Origin of the sequence: Pseudomonas sp. JDS28PS106, assembly GCF_036706555.1 — a bacterium.
Lineage (GTDB): Bacteria > Pseudomonadota > Gammaproteobacteria > Pseudomonadales > Pseudomonadaceae > Aquipseudomonas.
On the sequence record NZ_JBAJGT010000006.1, the window covers coordinates 227,900 to 244,412 of the forward strand.

General features: G+C 60.0%; 19 protein-coding genes and 1 other RNA gene. 14 read left to right on the forward strand and 6 right to left on the reverse strand.

Annotation, left to right across the window (positions count from 1 at the left end; genetic code table 11):
- The first annotated feature begins 304 nt into the window (after nucleotides 1-304).
- The 4 genes from trxA (at nucleotide 305) to TRP66_RS12475 (ending at nucleotide 4,685) form a co-directional block, all read left to right on the forward strand.
- Nucleotides 305-634 carry a thioredoxin TrxA gene (trxA, locus tag TRP66_RS12460; protein ID WP_333402600.1) on the forward strand — a complete coding sequence of 110 codons (330 nt, stop codon included), beginning with the start codon at nucleotides 305-307 and terminating at the stop codon, nucleotides 632-634.
- 229 nt (nucleotides 635-863) lie between these two features.
- On the forward strand, nucleotides 864-2,123 hold the full coding sequence (gene rho, locus TRP66_RS12465; protein ID WP_333402602.1) for a transcription termination factor Rho: 1,260 nt from the start codon (nucleotides 864-866) through the stop codon (nucleotides 2,121-2,123).
- A 127-nt stretch (nucleotides 2,124-2,250) separates the two neighbouring features.
- Nucleotides 2,251-3,717: a 4-hydroxy-3-polyprenylbenzoate decarboxylase gene (ubiD, locus tag TRP66_RS12470; protein ID WP_333402604.1), complete on the forward strand. Its 1,467-nt coding sequence runs from the start codon at nucleotides 2,251-2,253 to the stop codon at nucleotides 3,715-3,717.
- On the forward strand, nucleotides 3,717-4,685 hold the full coding sequence (locus tag TRP66_RS12475) for a CDP-6-deoxy-delta-3,4-glucoseen reductase (protein ID WP_333402606.1): 969 nt from the start codon (nucleotides 3,717-3,719) through the stop codon (nucleotides 4,683-4,685). The genes ubiD and TRP66_RS12475 overlap by 1 nt, the downstream gene beginning before the upstream one ends.
- 63 nt (nucleotides 4,686-4,748) lie before the next feature.
- Here TRP66_RS12475 and glpT read toward each other — a convergent pair whose 3' ends face one another.
- Nucleotides 4,749-6,098 carry a glycerol-3-phosphate transporter gene (gene glpT / locus TRP66_RS12480; protein WP_333402608.1) on the reverse strand — a complete coding sequence of 450 codons (1,350 nt, stop codon included), beginning with the start codon at nucleotides 6,096-6,098 and terminating at the stop codon, nucleotides 4,749-4,751.
- Between the two features lie 160 nt (nucleotides 6,099-6,258).
- Between glpT and TRP66_RS12485 the strand changes: the two genes are divergently transcribed.
- The 4 genes from TRP66_RS12485 to TRP66_RS12500 all read left to right on the forward strand — a co-directional run bounded on the left by TRP66_RS12485 (nucleotide 6,259) and on the right by TRP66_RS12500 (nucleotide 8,326).
- Entirely contained in the window at nucleotides 6,259-6,561 is a 303-nt protein-coding gene (locus TRP66_RS12485) for a hypothetical protein (protein ID WP_333402610.1), read from the forward strand.
- A complete protein-coding gene (locus TRP66_RS12490) occupies nucleotides 6,500-7,129 on the forward strand; it encodes an energy transducer TonB (RefSeq protein WP_442965195.1) in 630 nt (209 codons plus the stop codon). The genes TRP66_RS12485 and TRP66_RS12490 overlap by 62 nt, the downstream gene beginning before the upstream one ends.
- A complete protein-coding gene (locus tag TRP66_RS12495) occupies nucleotides 7,130-7,774 on the forward strand; it encodes a TonB family protein (RefSeq protein ID WP_333402614.1) in 645 nt (214 codons plus the stop codon). It abuts the gene before it with no gap.
- 144 nt (nucleotides 7,775-7,918) lie between these two features.
- Nucleotides 7,919-8,326: a flagellar basal body-associated protein FliL gene (locus TRP66_RS12500; protein ID WP_333402616.1), complete on the forward strand. Its 408-nt coding sequence runs from the start codon at nucleotides 7,919-7,921 to the stop codon at nucleotides 8,324-8,326.
- Between the two features lie 150 nt (nucleotides 8,327-8,476).
- Here TRP66_RS12500 and TRP66_RS12505 read toward each other — a convergent pair whose 3' ends face one another.
- Nucleotides 8,477-8,926, reverse strand: a complete 450-nt coding sequence (locus tag TRP66_RS12505) for an EVE domain-containing protein (RefSeq protein ID WP_333402618.1) — start codon at nucleotides 8,924-8,926, stop codon at nucleotides 8,477-8,479.
- A gap of 192 nt (nucleotides 8,927-9,118) precedes the next feature.
- Between TRP66_RS12505 and TRP66_RS12510 the strand changes: the two genes are divergently transcribed.
- A complete protein-coding gene (locus tag TRP66_RS12510) occupies nucleotides 9,119-9,271 on the forward strand; it encodes a hypothetical protein (RefSeq protein WP_333402620.1) in 153 nt (50 codons plus the stop codon).
- A gap of 42 nt (nucleotides 9,272-9,313) precedes the next feature.
- Here TRP66_RS12510 and TRP66_RS12515 read toward each other — a convergent pair whose 3' ends face one another.
- From TRP66_RS12515 to TRP66_RS12530, 4 genes are all read right to left on the reverse strand, one after another.
- Nucleotides 9,314-9,913 carry a 5-formyltetrahydrofolate cyclo-ligase gene (locus tag TRP66_RS12515; RefSeq protein ID WP_333402622.1) on the reverse strand — a complete coding sequence of 200 codons (600 nt, stop codon included), beginning with the start codon at nucleotides 9,911-9,913 and terminating at the stop codon, nucleotides 9,314-9,316.
- Between the two features lie 82 nt (nucleotides 9,914-9,995).
- A non-coding RNA gene (gene ssrS / locus TRP66_RS12520) (6S RNA) lies at nucleotides 9,996-10,174 on the reverse strand.
- A gap of 30 nt (nucleotides 10,175-10,204) precedes the next feature.
- Complete coding sequence (locus tag TRP66_RS12525) at nucleotides 10,205-10,534, reverse strand: cell division protein ZapA (RefSeq protein ID WP_333402624.1); 330 nt, start codon at nucleotides 10,532-10,534, stop codon at nucleotides 10,205-10,207.
- Nucleotides 10,531-10,740: a TIGR02449 family protein gene (locus TRP66_RS12530; protein ID WP_333402626.1), complete on the reverse strand. Its 210-nt coding sequence runs from the start codon at nucleotides 10,738-10,740 to the stop codon at nucleotides 10,531-10,533. Before TRP66_RS12530 ends, TRP66_RS12525 begins: the two co-directional genes overlap by 4 nt.
- Before the next feature lie 147 nt (nucleotides 10,741-10,887).
- Between TRP66_RS12530 and TRP66_RS12535 the strand changes: the two genes are divergently transcribed.
- The 5 genes from TRP66_RS12535 to TRP66_RS12555 all read left to right on the forward strand — a co-directional run bounded on the left by TRP66_RS12535 (nucleotide 10,888) and on the right by TRP66_RS12555 (nucleotide 16,429).
- The gene (locus tag TRP66_RS12535) at nucleotides 10,888-11,442 is read left to right on the forward strand and encodes a YecA/YgfB family protein (protein WP_333402628.1); all 555 of its coding nucleotides are present in this window, start codon (nucleotides 10,888-10,890) and stop codon (nucleotides 11,440-11,442) included.
- Between the two features lie 72 nt (nucleotides 11,443-11,514).
- Nucleotides 11,515-12,849, forward strand: coding sequence for a Xaa-Pro aminopeptidase (gene pepP / locus TRP66_RS12540; protein WP_333402630.1), 1,335 nt, complete (start codon nucleotides 11,515-11,517; stop codon nucleotides 12,847-12,849).
- Nucleotides 12,846-14,033 (forward strand): 2-octaprenyl-6-methoxyphenyl hydroxylase, encoded by a 1,188-nt coding sequence (gene ubiH, locus TRP66_RS12545; protein WP_333402632.1) that lies wholly within the window; start codon nucleotides 12,846-12,848, stop codon nucleotides 14,031-14,033. The genes pepP and ubiH overlap by 4 nt, the downstream gene beginning before the upstream one ends.
- A gap of 34 nt (nucleotides 14,034-14,067) precedes the next feature.
- Entirely contained in the window at nucleotides 14,068-15,288 is a 1,221-nt protein-coding gene (locus tag TRP66_RS12550) for a 2-octaprenyl-3-methyl-6-methoxy-1,4-benzoquinol hydroxylase (RefSeq protein WP_333402634.1), read from the forward strand.
- 139 nt (nucleotides 15,289-15,427) lie between these two features.
- On the forward strand, nucleotides 15,428-16,429 hold the full coding sequence (locus TRP66_RS12555; RefSeq protein WP_333402636.1) for an extracellular solute-binding protein: 1,002 nt from the start codon (nucleotides 15,428-15,430) through the stop codon (nucleotides 16,427-16,429).
- The last annotated feature ends 84 nt before the right edge of the window (nucleotides 16,430-16,513 follow it).

Here is a 16,513-nt window from a genome sequence, read left to right on the forward strand (position 1 = left end):
CACGAACCATGTCCGTCGCCAACGCGAAGCTGTCTGGACGGCAGGAAAAGCGGTTATCGCCAGCAAGCTGGCTCCTACGAGAACACCTGTTGTAGGAGCCAGCTCGCTGGCGATCAAAGGCGATGCGGTTTATCGGATAAATCGCATGACGCCGTTGGCGCGCAGGCTCCCTCCCACAGGAGCGATGTTCTATAACTTCACTCATGGACCATCATAGGTACACTCAATGATCCCAAGCTTCCTGTATGTCATTGGGACCGCTATGATGACCGTCGTTTTTAGCCTATGACTCTCGGAGACTTTCATGAGTAACGATAAGATCAAACACGTCACTGACGCCAGCTTTGAAGCGGACGTACTCAAGGCTGCCGGTCCCGTGCTGGTTGACTACTGGGCAGAGTGGTGCGGTCCGTGCAAGATGATTGCACCGGTTCTGGACGAAATCGCCAACACTTACGAAGGCAAGATCACCATTGCCAAGCTGAACATCGACGAAAACCAGGAAACTCCTGCCAAGCACGGCGTACGTGGGATCCCGACCCTGATGCTGTTCAAGGACGGCAACGTCGAAGCGACCAAAGTAGGGGCCTTGTCGAAGTCTCAGTTGGCAGCATTCCTCGACGCTCATATCTGAAGTGTCTAAAGGCCCCGCTAATAGCGGGGTTTTTTTCGGGTTTCATACTAGACGCCCCGAAAACCAGGTGGTACATTCGGCCCCGCAACGGTTTCTCCGTCGCCCCCTGCTAGCCGTCGCCGACGCTCTCCTTTCGATTTAGTACGCGATCCTGTCGCCTTCTCCGCGGCGCGGCCTCATTAAGCCAAAAGCTTAATTTCCCCTCCATACATGATTACGTCATTCCCTTATGAACCTGACTGAACTCAAGCAAAAGCCGATTACCGATCTGCTCGAAATGGCCGAACAGATGGGCATAGAAAATATGGCCCGTTCGCGCAAGCAGGATGTGATTTTCTCCCTGCTCAAGAAACACGCAAAGAGCGGCGAGGAAATTTCCGGTGATGGCGTGCTGGAGATCCTCCAGGACGGCTTCGGCTTCCTGCGCTCCGCGGACGCTTCCTACCTGGCCGGCCCCGATGACATCTATGTCTCGCCGAGTCAGATCCGCCGCTTCAACCTGCGTACCGGCGACACCATCGTTGGCAAGATCCGCCCGCCGAAAGAAGGCGAGCGTTACTTCGCACTGCTGAAAGTCGACACGATCAACTTCGATCGTCCGGAAAACGCCAAGAACAAAATTCTGTTCGAGAACCTGACCCCACTGTTCCCGAACGTCCGCATGAAGATGGAAGCCGGTAACGGTTCCACCGAAGACCTGACCGGTCGCGTGATCGACCTGTGCGCTCCGATCGGCAAGGGCCAGCGTGGTCTGATCGTTGCTCCGCCGAAGGCGGGCAAGACCATCATGCTGCAGAACATCGCGTCGAACATCACGCGCAACAACCCGGAAGTACACCTGATCGTTCTGTTGATCGACGAACGTCCGGAAGAAGTGACCGAAATGCAGCGCACCGTGCGCGGCGAAGTGGTCGCCTCCACCTTCGACGAGCCACCGGCTCGCCACGTCCAGGTTGCCGAAATGGTGATCGAGAAGGCCAAGCGCCTGGTCGAACACAAGAAAGACGTCGTCATCCTGCTCGACTCCATCACTCGTCTGGCTCGCGCCTATAACACTGTCATCCCAAGCTCCGGCAAGGTGCTAACCGGTGGTGTCGATGCTCACGCCCTGGAGAAGCCGAAGCGTTTCTTCGGTGCCGCGCGTAACATCGAGGAAGGCGGTTCGTTGACCATCATCGCCACCGCGCTGGTCGAAACCGGCTCGAAGATGGATGAAGTCATCTACGAAGAGTTCAAGGGTACCGGCAACATGGAACTGCCGCTGGACCGCAAGATCGCGGAAAAGCGCGTGTTCCCGGCCATCAACATCAACCGTTCCGGTACTCGCCGCGAAGAACTCCTGACTGCCGACGACGAGCTGCAGCGCATGTGGATTCTGCGCAAGTTGCTGCACCCGATGGACGAAGTCGCAGCCATCGAGTTCCTGGTCGACAAGCTCAAGCAGACCAAGACCAACGATGAATTCTTCCTGTCCATGAAACGCAAGTAACAGGTCAGGTCGATCAGAAATGGCGCTCTTCGGAGCGCCATTTTTTTTGACTGTGAATAGCGGATTAGCTGCCTTGGCGGGCCGGAGCAGGTAGGATGTGCGTCTATTTGAATAAGTGGCCGGGTTAATGAAATTCAATGATCTGCGGGATTTCGTGCAGCAGCTTGAGCAGCGCGGAGAGCTGAAACGCATCCAGATGCCGATTTCCCCCGTCCTGGAAATGACCGAAATCTGCGACCGTACCTTGCGCGCCAAAGGCCCGGCCCTGTTGTTCGAAAAGCCGGTCGGTTTCGATATTCCAGTGTTGGGCAACCTGTTCGGCACGCCCGAGCGGGTGGCGATGGGCATGGGTGCCGAGTCGGTCGATGAGTTGCGGGAAATCGGCAAGCTGCTGGCCTTCCTCAAGGAGCCCGAGCCGCCGAAGGGGCTCAAGGACGCCTGGTCCAAGCTGCCGATTTTCAAGAAAGTCATCTCGATGGCGCCCAAGGTCGTTAAGGATGCGCCCTGCCAGGAGATCGTTATCGAAGGCGACGATGTCGACCTGAGCATGCTGCCGGTCCAGACCTGCTGGCCGGGCGACGTGGCACCGCTGATCACCTGGGGCCTGACCGTGACGCGCGGCCCCAACAAGGAACGTCAGAACCTGGGTATCTACCGCCAGCAGGTCATCGGCCGCAACAAGGTCATCATGCGCTGGTTGAGCCACCGTGGTGGAGCACTGGACTTCAAGGAGTGGTGCGCCAAGCACCCTGGCCAGCCGTTTCCGGTTTCGGTGGCGCTGGGCGCGGATCCGGCGACCATTCTGGGCGCCGTCACCCCGGTACCCGACAGCCTTTCGGAATATGCCTTCGCCGGTCTGCTGCGGGGTTCGCGCTCCGAGCTGATCAAGTGCCGTGGTAACGATCTGCAAGTGCCGGCGAGCGCCGAAATCGTCCTCGAAGGCGTCATCCACCCCGGCGAAATGGCCGATGAAGGTCCCTACGGCGACCATACCGGTTACTACAACGAAGTGGACAGCTTCCCGGTATTCACCGTCGAGCGCATCACCCATCGGGTCAAGCCAATCTATCACAGCACCTACACCGGCCGGCCGCCGGATGAGCCGGCGATTCTCGGTGTGGCGCTGAACGAAGTTTTCGTGCCGATCCTACAGAAGCAGTTTCCGGAAATCGTCGACTTCTATCTGCCACCGGAAGGTTGCTCGTACCGCATGGCGGTCGTGACTATCAAGAAGCAGTATCCGGGTCATGCTAAACGCGTGATGCTGGGCGTCTGGTCATTTTTGCGGCAGTTCATGTACACCAAGTTCGTGATCGTGACCGATGACGATATCAATGCGCGTGACTGGAACGATGTGATCTGGGCCATTACGACGCGCATGGACCCCAAACGCGATACCGTGATGATCGACAACACACCGATCGACTATCTGGACTTCGCTTCGCCGGTATCCGGACTGGGCTCCAAGATGGGTCTGGATGCGACCCATAAATGGCCCGGCGAAACCACACGGGAGTGGGGGCGGGCTATCGTCAAGGACGAGGCCACGACACGTCGGGTCGACGAGATCTGGAATCAGCTGGGAATAGATTGATGCGCGTAACTTTGCAGCCTTCGGGCGCGGTACTGGAAACCCTGCCGGGCGAACGAATCCTCGACGCCGCGCAGCGCCTGGGCTTCGAGTGCCCGCAAAGCTGCCGCAACGGCAACTGTCACGTCTGTTTCGCCCTGCTGGTGGAAGGACGCGTCATGGAGTCAGGTGAGGAAAAGGACCACGGCGAGATCCACACCTGTCTGGCCGAGCCCCTGGAAGATTGCGTCATATTGTGGGATGGCGTGCTGGCCAAGGGTGAGCTGCCGGTGCGCAACTACGCCTGCCAGGTGAGCGAGTGCACCGAGGTCGGCGGCGACGTCTGGCGGGTCGGGCTGCGTGCGCCTGCCGGCAAGGCACCGCGCTACCATGCCGGGCAGTATCTGATGATCGAACGTGAGAACGGCGAGAAGTCAGCGTTCTCCCTGGCGTCCGCGCCGCATTCCGGCCGTGATCTGGAATTGCACGTCCTGGTACGGGAAGACAGCGCGCGAAACCTGCTTGAACAGTTGCAGCGCAACGGCATCGCTCGCGTAGAACTGCCGTTCGGCGATACTCATTTGGCAGAGCTGCCGGATGGCCCGCTGGTCCTGATTGCCGCCGGTACCGGCATGGCGCAGATGCACAGCCTCATCGAGCACTGCCGCGCCAAGGGTTTCGAGCATCCGGTGCATCTGTATTGGGGTGTGCGCCGTCCCGAGGATTTCTACGAGATCACGCATTGGGACGAATGGGCGAAGCTGCCCAACCTGTACTTGCATAAGGTAGTCAGCGATCGGTGCGGTTGGGAAGGACGTTGCGGCCTGCTGCATGAAGCCGTTTGCGACGATATCAAGGACCTGTCCGGCGTGCATGTCTACGCCAGCGGCTCGCCGGCCATGATTTACGGCACGCTCGACGCGCTGGTCGAAGCCGGGATGGATGCCCACCAGATGCGCGCCGACGTATTTGCCTACGCCCCGCGCCCCTGAATAGCAAGCGGGGCGTCCAGTTGTAAGACTGGACGCCCCGCTTGATGCGGATCATCGCCTGGATCAGGCTTCCGCAGTACGGGCCTTGCTGGCGACCTGCTTATGGCCCAGCGTCGGCGCAAGGAACGCCATCGCCAGGATGCATGCGCCGATCAGCAGTACGAAACCGCCGTCCCAGCCGAAATGGTCGACCGTGTAGCCCATCGCCGCACTGGCCGCTACCGAGCCACCCAGATAACCGAACAGACCGGTGAAGCCCGCCGCGGTCCCCGCCGCTTTCTTGGGCGCCAGTTCCAGCGCCTGCAGACCGATCAGCATCACGGGGCCGTAGATCAGGAAGCCGATGGATACCAGAGCGATCATATCGACGGTCGGGTTGCCTTCCGGGTTCAGCCAGTAGACCAGCGTGGCAATTGTGACCAACAGCATGAACACCATGCCGGTCAGGCCGCGATTGCCCTTGAAGATCTTGTCCGACATCCAGCCGCACAACAGCGTGCCGGGAATGCCCGCCCACTCGTACAGGAAATAGGCCCAGGAAGTCTTGTCGACGGTGAAGTGCTTGGCTTCTTTCAGGTAGGTCGGCGCCCAGTCCAGCACGCCATAGCGCAGCAGATAGACGAAAACGTTGGCCATGGCGATGTACCACAGCAGCTTGTTGCGCAACACGTACTTGACGAAGATTTCCTTGGCGCTGAATTCCTCTTCATGGCTGGCATCGTAGCCTTCCGGATAGTCGTTCTTGTACCGCTCGATGGGCGGCAGGCCGACCGACTGCGGCGTATCGCGCATGGTTGCGAAAGCGAACACCGCAACGACCAACGCTACTGCCGCCGGCACATAAAACGCCGCATGCCAATCGTTGAACCAGCCCATCCCCAGCAGGAACAACGGCCCAATCAGGCCACCGCCGACGTTGTGCGCCACGTTCCATACCGAAACCACGCCGCCGCGCTCTTTCTGCGACCACCAGTGCACCATGGTCCGCCCGCTCGGCGGCCAGCCCATGCCCTGCGCCCAGCCGTTGATGAACAACAGCACGAACATGATCGTGACGCTGGAAGTGGCCCAAGGCGCGAAACCGAAAATGAACATCACCCCGGCCGACACCAGCAGGCCGAATGGCAGGAAGTAACGCGGGTTCGAACGGTCGGAAACCAGGCCCATCAGAAATTTCGAAAGCCCGTAAGCAATCGCGATCGCCGACATCGCCACACCCAGCTGGCCCCGGGTGTAGCCTTCCTCGATCAGATAAGGCATGGCGAGGGAGAAGTTCTTGCGCAGCAGGTAGTAACCCGCATACCCGATGAAAATACCGGCAAAGATCTGCCAGCGCAGGCGGCGGTAGGTACTATCGACCTGTTCTTCAGGCAGGGGCGCCTGATGCTTGGCGGGACGGAAAAACGCAAACATGAATACGCTCCGATTTGTTGTTTTGTTGTTTTGTTGTGCGAAAGCGAATATTACATTTTCGTTACAGAAAAAAGCAGCGGCTTTCGGTCGGAATTTTGTAAGAAATGCGGCTAACCGGTGTTGTTTTGTGAGCGAAGTTACCCAAGAAAAGTGATCAGCAATGCCGGACGTTTCCTCGCTGGTGGCTCGAATAGTCCCTGCTTGCCATAGGAGCGTTTTTACTCAGCTGGTGCTGTTCATTTTGTGGATGAACTTTGCGATTGGTCCTACGCATCAGCCGGACCTCATCACCTTCTGGACGAAGCGTCCGCTTCTTACCATCGCCGCCATCGCACCGGTCGGTGCTCGCATGGTGATTGAGGCGGATGATGAGATGGTATTTCTGGATGTTTATGGCGTTTATGTCGTTGCCTGCCGTGGCTGCGCAGGGGGTGTTGATCCCGGTATTCACCCCCACGCCTGAATACCCGCCCGAACTGATCGAGTTACGCTATCCCGGCAAGGTTCGCGCCTTGTTAACCATCAAATCCGACGGCACTGTCGTTGAGGTCAAAAGTCTGGAAAGCAGCCATCCGCTGCTGACGCAGACCGTAGAACGCACGCTCAGGCAATGGCGCTACAAACCCTGGGCCGGCACTGTCGGCGCCCCGTTGCGGATCGCCGTCACCCTGCCGCTGATTTTTGGCTCCGAAGGCATGCAGCGTTTCAACCGGGATATCAATGTCGGCCTGGGCAATATCCAGTGTGCCTACCTCAACTACGAGGTCGGCACTCACCGGCTAAATTCCCCCGGTGCGCCGCTGAGCAAGGTAGACCTTTTCTGGTACACCGGGCAGTTCCTGTTCAGCAGCTATGCCGCGCTGCAACTCGGCGAAGAACAGCGCACGGCTCTGCTGGGTCAGCTTGAGCAGGCGATGCCGAGCATAATCGCAGGGTGCGAACAACATCCGGAGCGGCGTTACGGCGATTTTCTGCCGGCAGGAATCAAAGCGTTGATGGTTAGCGCGGCAGAGCCAGGGGAGGGGGCCTGAATGGCCAGGCTTCTGAGTTTTCTCCTCCTCAGCCTCTGGTTCACCAACGCCGTGCAAGCAGCCAATACATATCCAGTGCCGCGCTTCATGCCCATGGAGGATTATCCGAAAGAGTTGCGTGGCGTGGCCGCGAAGGCCAGCGTTACCGTGCGAATCCTTATCCAGGCCAACGGCAATGTGCGCTTTCTGGAAGTTGTCAGCGCGACAGATCCACGGTTCATCGAAGCGACCAGGAAGTCGGTCGAACAATGGCAATTCGAACCCTGGACGCCGCCGGCTTCCAGCCCGGAAGGCGAGCGTTTGAAAGTGACCGTCTCCTGGACCGGACAACCCGAAAAAGGCTTCGGTCTGGCCGGCAATCACGAGCTCAAGTCGGTACGCTGCCACCAGCTCAATACGCAGGTACAGCGGAGTCGGGATGCATGGGGAAAAAAGCAGGCGGATAGCGAATTGAAAATTCTGCAGGAAACAGAGCACTTTTTGAGCAGTAACCCTGTCATTTCTCAATTCCTTTCGCTCGCAGAGCGTGATGACTTGGTCAGCGAATTCATCAAGGCAACGCCATATGTCATCGAGCAGTGCCGAAGACACCCGATGCGCAAATATGTGGACTTCCTTCCGCTGGATGTTCAACAGCATTTGTAGCAGAGGACAACGTCATTCGAGCTATTCCTTTCCTCTTCCCGGCCGATAACCTCGGTTATGACAGACCGAGGCAACCAGCGTCGCCCGTCTGGTAAAAGCTCAAAAGCGCTAAGCTATGCGCTGTACGTTTTGAAGGAGTGGACTGTGAAAGCGTGGATTCTGATGTTGTTGGCTTTGTCGCTGCCCGCCCTGGCGCAGGCTGAAGAGGCGAAGGAAGAGGGGCCGCCCAAGGTGGCTTATGTGTCGCTGACACCGCCTTTCGTGGGCAACTATGCGCTGGATGGCGGCCCCAAGCTGCGCGTCTACAAGGCTGACATTGCACTGCGTGTCACGGGTGCCGAAGCCGAAGCTGCCGTGAAGCGCAACGATCCGTTGATCCGCAACCAGCTGGTGGCGCTGTTCACTCAGCAGACGGTCGACACCATGAGCACTGCTGAAGCGAAAGAGAAGCTTCGTCAGGAAGCGCTCAAGCAGGTTCAGCAGGTCATGAACACCGAAGAAGGCAAGCCGGTCGTCGAGGATCTGCTTTTCAACAACTTTATCGTGCAGTAAGTCGCGATCAGAGGGTGTTCACAAACTAGGCGAACGAAGGCAAGACAAGGCGGAATCGGTCGAAAAAGCGGAGTTTACATTGAGTAAATGAGCATTTTGAGACCGATTCCAACGCCGTATTGCCGAGTGCAGCCATTTTGTAACACCCTCTCAGAGCAGTGCCAGGATCGCCTTCCACTGTTCGGCGGTCACTGGCATCACTGAAAGGCGGCTGCCTTTTTGCACCAGCGGCAGTTGTTCGAGCGCCGCTTGCTGCTTGAGGTAGCCCAGCCCCAGGACTTTGCCGAACTGCTCCACGAACGTCACGTCGATGGCGCTCCAGGGGTTCTTTTCGGCGCTGGCCTTGGCGTCGTGATAATGACTGTCGGGGTCCAGGGCCGTCGGGTCGGGATAGGCTGCGCGACTGATTTCGCCGATGCCGGCGATTCCGGGCTCCGGGCAGCTGGAATGATAGAAAAAGAACCGGTCGCCTTCGTTCATGGTCCGCAGGAAATTGCGTGCCTGATAGTTGCGCACTCCATCCCAGCGGGCTGTGCCGAGCCGCTGCAAGTCGCTGATCGAGAACTCGTCGGGTTCGGATTTCATCAGCCAATAGGCCATTGCGGATACTCCGGAAACTTTGAAAAAACGGATTTGCAGGCGTGGGGATGACAAACCGACAGTCGGCTGACGTCAATATTTGCGAACTGGGTCACGTTGCCGCAAAATGCCGCCATTTTAAACACCCCCATTGCTGCACGGCTCATGAAAACCGTTGTCGCGCCCTGTTGATTCGCCGAAGGAGGGCAATCAATGAAACGCAAGCCTGATCTACTCTGGACCCTGGTTATTCTGTTCGGCCTGGGTGTCGTGACGACGGGGTATGCGCAGAGCTTGTGGGCGAACAAGACCGATGCGCCGGTAGAAATCGTGCAACAGCAGCAGAAAGTACCAGGCCGTCATTGATCGACTGGCCGCGATGATCGTGCCCGAGCACGATCATCCGCTTCAGGACAGATACCAGCGTTTGTCCGATACCGTGCCCGCAAGCGGCACGTCCCAACTGGCTTGCGCCAGTTTCTCCACTTTCTGGCATTCATGCGCCAGACCTAGCAACAGCGGTTTCTTCCAGGTCATGCGACGTGCGCGATAAGCGAGACTGCGATCGTAGAATCCGCCGCCCATGCCAAGCCTGCCGCCTTCGTCGTCGAAGCCCACCAAAGGCATCAGTACCAGATCGAGCGCCCAGATTCTACGTTGCCGGGCGCGGTCGAAGCGTGGCTCGGGGATGCGGAACCGGTTGGGCCGGAATTTCTCACGGGGCCTGACGCGCTGAAACACCATGCGGGTTCTTGGCCAGGCATTGAGCACGGGAAGATAAGTCGCCTTGCCTCGGCGCTGCGCTTCGCGCAACAGCAGGCGCGGGTCGATTTCTCCGTCCATGGGCAAGTACAGCGAGACGTGGCGGGCGCGGCGAAAGGCGGGATGCTGGGCCAGCTGACGATACAATCCGCGTGCGGCGGCGCGTTGCTGGCTGGGGCTCAGGGAGCGGCGCGCAAGGCGCAGTTTGCGGCGTAGTTGCGCGCGAGTGAGCGGAGCATTGGTCATGAGCGAGAAGGTTGATCCATGAGGCTCGGACCCAAGGCTGGATCGACGCTGCCGGGCATGCTGCCGGCAACATCTGGAATGAGGACTCCCCGACGAACCGCTGTCGGTGTAGCCCTTGAACCCGAAAGTTCAAGGTGGAGATTGCAGGAGGTTTTCAGGCTTTCCGTCGAGCGGACATGCACACCAACCCCAACGTGCAACCCCCGTGGTTGTGCGTATCGGCTCAGGGACATGACCGACTGGCAAGCACTCCAGGGAGCGGCGCCAGTATACAGAAATGCCTGGAAATAATCAGCTCCGAGGCGCATCCGGCGTGCCGGGCGTGTCCGTCGCCAGCACCAGATCGACCTTGTCCAGCAGATCCCGGACCTGTTCACGGGTCGATCCACTGGTCTGTATGTCCGGCAGATTCTGCTTGTGCAGCAGGTCGTGGGTGATATTCAAGGCCGCCATCACCGCGATGCGATCGGCACCTATCACTTTGCCGCTGCTGCGGATTTCGCGCATCTTGCCGTCCAGGTAACGGGCCGCGCTGATCAGGTTGGTACGCTCTTCCTGAGGACAGATGATCGAGTATTCCTTGTCGAGAATCTGGACGGTGACGCTGTTGCCATTACTCATGAGTCTTGCTCCAGGGCTTTGAGGCGCGAAATCATGGTCTCGACCTTTTGCCGGGCGATTTCGTTCTTTTCGATAAGGTGCGCGCGTTCCTCGCGCCAGGATTTTTCCTGAGCTAATAGGAGTGCGTTTTGGCTTTTAAGTTGCTCGGCGTGCCGCAACAGCAACTCCAGTCGTTTCATCAGTGCCTGCAGATCGGTGTCGTCCATTGTTTTCCACTGAATACTTTCTGATGAATGGCAGAGGAGCATCTGACGCCAGGCCTCCGACCGCCGCCTTGGTGATCTTGTTGCGCGGATAGTCTAGGATACAAGGCCTTCATTCTAGACATTGCGCCGTTTGGCGACCAGCTACCCATGCCTACTCAGAATTCCCCGTACAAAGCATTTGCCACTCTGCTCACCAGCAGCGGCCACCCGGTTTCCCCTGCTGAATTGCACGGCCTGCTGCTGGGTCGCAGCTGCGCCGGTGCCGGTTTCGACAACGAAGGCTGGTTCGCCGACGCGTCCGTGCTGCTGGAAACCGAGCCGCAGGACAACGTTCGCCAGGCATTGATCGGCCTGCAGGAAATGGTCAAGGGCGAGCTCACCAGCGACGACATGACGGTCGTGCTGCTGTTGCCGGGCGATGACGAACCGCTGGCCGAACGCGCCGCAGCGCTGGGTCAATGGTGCCAGGGTTTCCTGTCGGGCTTTGGCCTGGCCGCGGGCGACAAGGTGTTGAGCATCGAAGCGACCGAAGTCCTCCAGGATCTGGCCGCCATCGCTCAGGTACAGGATGCGCTGGAAGAGTCCGAGGACGGCGAGTCCGACTACATGGAAGTAATGGAATACCTGCGCGTCGCGCCGCTGCTGTTGTTCACCGAGTTCAACAAGGCCGAAGCCCCGCAACCCAAGCCTTCGCTGCACTGATCGTCCGCCGCATGAACCGGCCGGGCGCAGCCGCGCTCTGCCGACCTGCTCCATAAGGAATCTTCCGCACCCATGATCCGCATCCCGAAATCCGAATACGCCCGGCGACGCAAGGCCCTGATGGCCCAGATGGAGCCCGACAGCATCGCCATTCTCCCGGCGGCGGCTGTTGCGATTCGCAACCGGGATGTCGAGCATGTGTATCGCCAGGACAGCGACTTCCAGTACATGACCGGTTTTCCGGAGCCTGAAGCGGTCGCGGTATTGATCCCCGGCCGCGAGTACGGCGAATACGTGCTGTTCTGTCGTGAACGCAATCCCGAGCGCGAGCTGTGGGACGGGCTGCGTGCCGGCCAGGAAGGCGCGGTCCGTGATTACGGCGCTGACGATGCGTTTCCCATCAGCGACATCGACGACATCCTGCCGGGCCTGATCGAAGGTCGCGACCGCGTGTACTCGGCAATGGGCAGCAACCCCGAGTTCGACCGGCACTTGATGGAGTGGATCAACGTGATTCGCTCCAAGGCCCACCTCGGCGCCCAGCCGCCCAACGAGTTCGTTGCGCTGGATCATCTGTTGCACGACATGCGCCTGTACAAGTCGGCGGCGGAAGTGAAGGTCATGCGCGAGGCGGCGCAGATTTCCGCGCGCGCCCACGTACGCGCCATGCAGGCCAGCCGTGCCGGCCTGCATGAGTTCAGCCTGGAAGCCGAGCTCGACTACGAATTCCGCAAGGGCGGGGCGAAGATGCCGGCGTATGGCTCCATCGTCGCTTCAGGCCGCAATGCCTGCATTCTTCACTACCAGGAAAACGATGCTCCGCTCAAGGACGGCGATCTGGTGCTGATCGACGCCGGTTGTGAAATCGACTGCTATGCCAGCGACATCACCCGGACTTTCCCGGTCAGCGGCCGGTTTTCGCCCGAGCAGAAGGCGATCTATGAACTGGTGCTCGAAGCCCAGTACGCCGCCTTCGCCGCGATAGGTCCAGGCAAGCACTGGAACCAGGCGCACGAGGCCACGGTCCAGGTGATTACGGCAGGGCTGGTGAAGCTGGGGCTGTTGCGTGGGGAGGTGGAACAGTTGATCGCCGATGAGGCGTACAAACCGTTCTACATGCATCGCGCGGGTCACTGGCTGGGCATGGACGTGCACGACGTCGGCGACTACAAGGTCGGCGGCGAATGGCGGGTGCTTGAAACGGGCATGGCCCTGACCGTGGAGCCGGGGATCTATATCTCCCCGGAAAATCATGACGTCGCGAAGAAATGGCGAGGTATCGGTGTGCGAATCGAAGATGACGTGGTCGTGACCCGGAACGGGTGCGAGATCCTGTCCGGCGGCGTGCCCAAGACCGTCGCTGAAATCGAGGCCTTGATGGCCGCCACGCGGGATCAGGTGGCATGAGCCGCTTCAATATCGCCATCGTTGGCGGTGGACTGGTCGGCGCCAGCCTCGCGCTGTCTCTTCAGGCGGGCGCCAAGGCGCGCGGCTGGAAGATCGTGCTGATCGAACCCTTCGCGCCGGGCGAGACCTGGCAGCCGAGCTACGATGCCCGTTCTTCGGCATTGTCGTTCGGCACGCGACGTATCTACGAACGGCTTGGCCTGTGGTCGCAGATTTCCCGGCGCGCCGAGCCGATCATGCAAATCCAGGTGTCCGACCGGGGCCGCTTCGGCGCCACGCGCCTGTCGGCGATGGAAGAAGGCGTGCCGGCGCTGGGCTACGTGGTTGAAAACGCCTGGCTCGGCCAATCCCTGTGGGCCGGTCTGGACAAAGACGTCATCAGCTGGCGTGTACCGGCCGAAGTCCGCAGCATGCAAGCTGTGGCCGGCGGCTACCGACTGACCCTGGACGACGACACCGAACTGGAATGCGATCTGGCGATCCTGGCCGACGGTGGTCGATCTACCTTGCGCGAACAGCTGGGTATCGCCGTTCGCCATCAGCCGTACGACCAGCACGCGCTGATCGCCAACATCACCCCGAGCGAAGCCCATTGCGGACAGGCGTTCGAACGTTTCACCGAAGACGGGCCGATGGCGCTGTTGCCATTGCCCGAGAACCGCTGTGCGCTGGTCTGGACGCGCACCGCGAACGATACGCGCCGTCTTGCCGCGCTGGACGATCGCAGCTTCCTTGGCGAACTGCAGGACGTATTCGGCTACCGGCTGGGCACCCTGCGTCAAGTCGGAGCGCGACATATCTACCCACTGGCGCTGATCGAAGCCGAAGAGCAGGTGCGCTCGCATCTGGTCATTCTCGGCAACGCGGCTCACAGCCTGCATCCGATTGCCGGACAAGGCTTCAACCTGTCTCTGCGCGATGCCGACGCATTGGCCGACACCTTGCTCGGCAGCGATGCCCCGCTGGGGGACCTGTCCACGTTGCAGATTTACCGTGACCGGCAGCGTCTGGATCAGCAACTGACGGTGGGTTTCTCGGACAAGGTGACCCGCCTGTTCGGCAGCAAGCATTCGACCATCGCTGCTGGACGCAATCTCGGCCTTCTGGGCCTTGACCTGTTGCCGCCGGCCAAGCGCTGGTTCGCCCGGCAGGCGATGGGCCTGGGGACCCGGCCCGATGTCTGACGCCCCGACTCTTCACACACGAGACCGAACCTGCATGGAAACACGCGCTGATGTGCTGATCGTCGGAGCTGGAATGGTCGGCAGCGCCCTGGCTTTGGCCCTGCGCGACAGCGGCCTGAATATCGTCGTGCTCGACGGCGGCTCTGTCAGCGTCAAGCCATTCGATCCGCAGTCCGCCTTTGAGCCTCGCGTCAGCGCTTTGTCTGCCGCGAGTCAGAGAATTCTGCAACGTCTGCAAGCCTGGGACGGCATCGCTTCGCGCCGGATCAGTCCTTATGCGCAGATGCACGTCTGGGACGGCAGCGGCACCGGTCATATCCAGTTTTCCGCCTCTAGCGTTCACGCCGACGTGCTTGGGCATATCGTCGAAAACCGGGTGGTACAGGATGCACTGCTGGATCGTCTGCACGAAAGCGATATCGGATTGCTGGGCAATGCCCGGCTGGAACAGATGCGTCATTCCGGCGACGACTGGCTGCTGACCCTGGCAGACGGCCGGCAATTCCGCGCGCCGCTGGTGATCGCTGCGGATGGCGGCAATTCCGCGGTCCGTCGCCTGACCGGGACGCCTACCCGTGAATGGGATTACATGCACCATGCCATCGTGACCAGCGTGCGCTGCGCCGAATCCCACGACCGAACGGCCTGGCAACGCTTCACCGACGACGGCCCGCTGGCTTTCCTGCCACTGGAACGTGGCGATGAACACTGGTGTTCGATCGTCTGGTCGGTGACACCTTTGCAGGCCGAACGCCTGATGGCGCTGGACGACGAACGCTTCTGCGAGGCACTGGAGCAGGCGTTCGAAGGACGTCTCGGCCAGGTGATCGCGGCCGATCCCCGGCTGTGCGTGCCGCTGCGTCAACGGCATGCCAAACGCTACGTAGCGCAGGGCCTGGCCCTGATCGGCGATGCCGCCCACACCATCCATCCGTTGGCGGGACAGGGCGTGAATCTCGGTTTTCTGGATGCGGCCGTCCTTGCCGAAGTGCTCCAGCACGCGGTTTCGCGCGGCGAGAACGTCGCCGATGCGCGGGTGCTCAGTCGCTACGAACGCCGACGCATGCCGCACAACCTGGCGCTGATGGCGGCGATGGAAGGCTTCGAACGCCTGTTCCAGACCGATCGCCTGCCGGTCCGCTGGCTGCGCAATACGGGTCTGAAGGTGGTCAACAGGCTTCCCGAGGCCAAAGCGCTGTTCGTGCGCGAGGCGCTGGGGTTGTCGGGCGATTTGCCGGAATTGGCGCGGGTGTAGGAGCCAGCTTGCTGGCGATGATTTGCACGGGATGACTAACATTTCGCAACATCCTGTAACGCCTCGATACCCTCTTCGATTGAGATAGGAAATGGGATTCACTACCATTTCGCCTCATTTTGCGAAGCGAGAAACTCCCATGCAGGCAAGCAAGCGAATTCTGGCTGCGTTGGCGCTGACCCTTCTGGCTGGCGCCGCCCAGGCCGAAGATGAAGTCGTGGTGTATTCGTCCCGGATCGACGAGCTGATCAAGCCGGTCTTCGACGCCTACACCGCCAAGACCGGCGTGAAGATCAAGTTCATCACCGACAAGGAAGCGCCTTTGATGCAGCGCATCAAGGCCGAGGGTGAGAACGCAACCGCCGACCTGCTGCTGACGGTCGATGCCGGCAACCTCTGGCAAGCCGAGCAAATGGGCATCCTGCAGCCATTCATCACGCCGGCGATCGAAGCCAACATCCCCCCACAATACCGTTCATCCACACAGGGCTGGACCGGACTGAGCCTGCGCGCTCGTACCATCGCTTACTCGACCGATCGCGTTAAGCCCGCCGAGCTGACGACGTACGAGGCGCTGGCCGACAAGAACTGGGAAGGGCGCCTGTGCCTGCGGACCGCCAAGAAGGTCTATAACCAGTCGCTGACCGCGACCCTGATCGAAACTCACGGCGCCGAAGCTTCCGAGAAGATTCTCAAGGGCTGGGTCAATAACCTGTCCACCGATGTCTTCTCGGACGATATCGCGGTACTGGAAGCGATCAACGCGGGACAATGCGACGTCGGTATCGTGAACTCCTACTACTACGGCCGCCTGCACAAGCAGAACCCCGATCTGGCGGTGAAGCTGTTCTGGCCGAATCAGTCCGACCGGGGCGTGCACGTCAATCTGTCGGGTATCGGCCTGACCAAGTACGCCCCGCATCCTGAGGCTGCAAAAGCGCTGGTCGAGTGGATGACGGGCCCGGAGGCGCAGAAGATCTTTTCCGGCGTGAATCAGGAGTTCCCGGCCAACCCCAAGGTCCAGCCTTCCGAAGAAGTGGCGAGCTGGGGTTCGTTCAAGGCGGACACCATTCCTGTCGAGGTGGCGGGCAAGCGCCAAGCCGAAGCGATTCGCATGATGGATCGTGTGGGCTGGAACTGATTCAATACCCGCGCTACCTCCCTGCAGGAAATTACCGGTAGGAGCGGATTTATCCGCGAAAAGTCGGCACGGTCTTGATCCGTG

What these genes read in the sequence shown, in the direction of transcription:
- trxA (WP_333402600.1), top strand. Translation starts at nt 305, where the DNA reads ATGAGTAACGATAAGATCAAACACGTCACTGACGCCAGCTTTGAAGCG.
- rho (WP_333402602.1), top strand. Translation starts at nt 864, where the DNA reads ATGAACCTGACTGAACTCAAGCAAAAGCCGATTACCGATCTGCTCGAA.
- ubiD (WP_333402604.1), top strand. Translation starts at nt 2,251, where the DNA reads ATGAAATTCAATGATCTGCGGGATTTCGTGCAGCAGCTTGAGCAGCGC.
- TRP66_RS12475 (WP_333402606.1), top strand. Translation starts at nt 3,717, where the DNA reads ATGCGCGTAACTTTGCAGCCTTCGGGCGCGGTACTGGAAACCCTGCCG.
- glpT (WP_333402608.1), bottom strand. Translation starts at nt 6,098, where the DNA reads ATGTTTGCGTTTTTCCGTCCCGCCAAGCATCAGGCGCCCCTGCCTGAA.
- TRP66_RS12485 (WP_333402610.1), top strand. Translation starts at nt 6,259, where the DNA reads ATGCCGGACGTTTCCTCGCTGGTGGCTCGAATAGTCCCTGCTTGCCAT.
- TRP66_RS12490 (WP_442965195.1), top strand. Translation starts at nt 6,500, where the DNA reads ATGTCGTTGCCTGCCGTGGCTGCGCAGGGGGTGTTGATCCCGGTATTC.
- TRP66_RS12495 (WP_333402614.1), top strand. Translation starts at nt 7,130, where the DNA reads ATGGCCAGGCTTCTGAGTTTTCTCCTCCTCAGCCTCTGGTTCACCAAC.
- TRP66_RS12505 (WP_333402618.1), bottom strand. Translation starts at nt 8,926, where the DNA reads ATGGCCTATTGGCTGATGAAATCCGAACCCGACGAGTTCTCGATCAGC.
- TRP66_RS12510 (WP_333402620.1), top strand. Translation starts at nt 9,119, where the DNA reads ATGAAACGCAAGCCTGATCTACTCTGGACCCTGGTTATTCTGTTCGGC.
- TRP66_RS12515 (WP_333402622.1), bottom strand. Translation starts at nt 9,913, where the DNA reads ATGACCAATGCTCCGCTCACTCGCGCGCAACTACGCCGCAAACTGCGC.
- TRP66_RS12525 (WP_333402624.1), bottom strand. Translation starts at nt 10,534, where the DNA reads ATGAGTAATGGCAACAGCGTCACCGTCCAGATTCTCGACAAGGAATAC.
- TRP66_RS12530 (WP_333402626.1), bottom strand. Translation starts at nt 10,740, where the DNA reads ATGGACGACACCGATCTGCAGGCACTGATGAAACGACTGGAGTTGCTG.
- TRP66_RS12535 (WP_333402628.1), top strand. Translation starts at nt 10,888, where the DNA reads ATGCCTACTCAGAATTCCCCGTACAAAGCATTTGCCACTCTGCTCACC.
- pepP (WP_333402630.1), top strand. Translation starts at nt 11,515, where the DNA reads ATGATCCGCATCCCGAAATCCGAATACGCCCGGCGACGCAAGGCCCTG.
- ubiH (WP_333402632.1), top strand. Translation starts at nt 12,846, where the DNA reads ATGAGCCGCTTCAATATCGCCATCGTTGGCGGTGGACTGGTCGGCGCC.
- TRP66_RS12550 (WP_333402634.1), top strand. Translation starts at nt 14,068, where the DNA reads ATGGAAACACGCGCTGATGTGCTGATCGTCGGAGCTGGAATGGTCGGC.
- TRP66_RS12555 (WP_333402636.1), top strand. Translation starts at nt 15,428, where the DNA reads ATGCAGGCAAGCAAGCGAATTCTGGCTGCGTTGGCGCTGACCCTTCTG.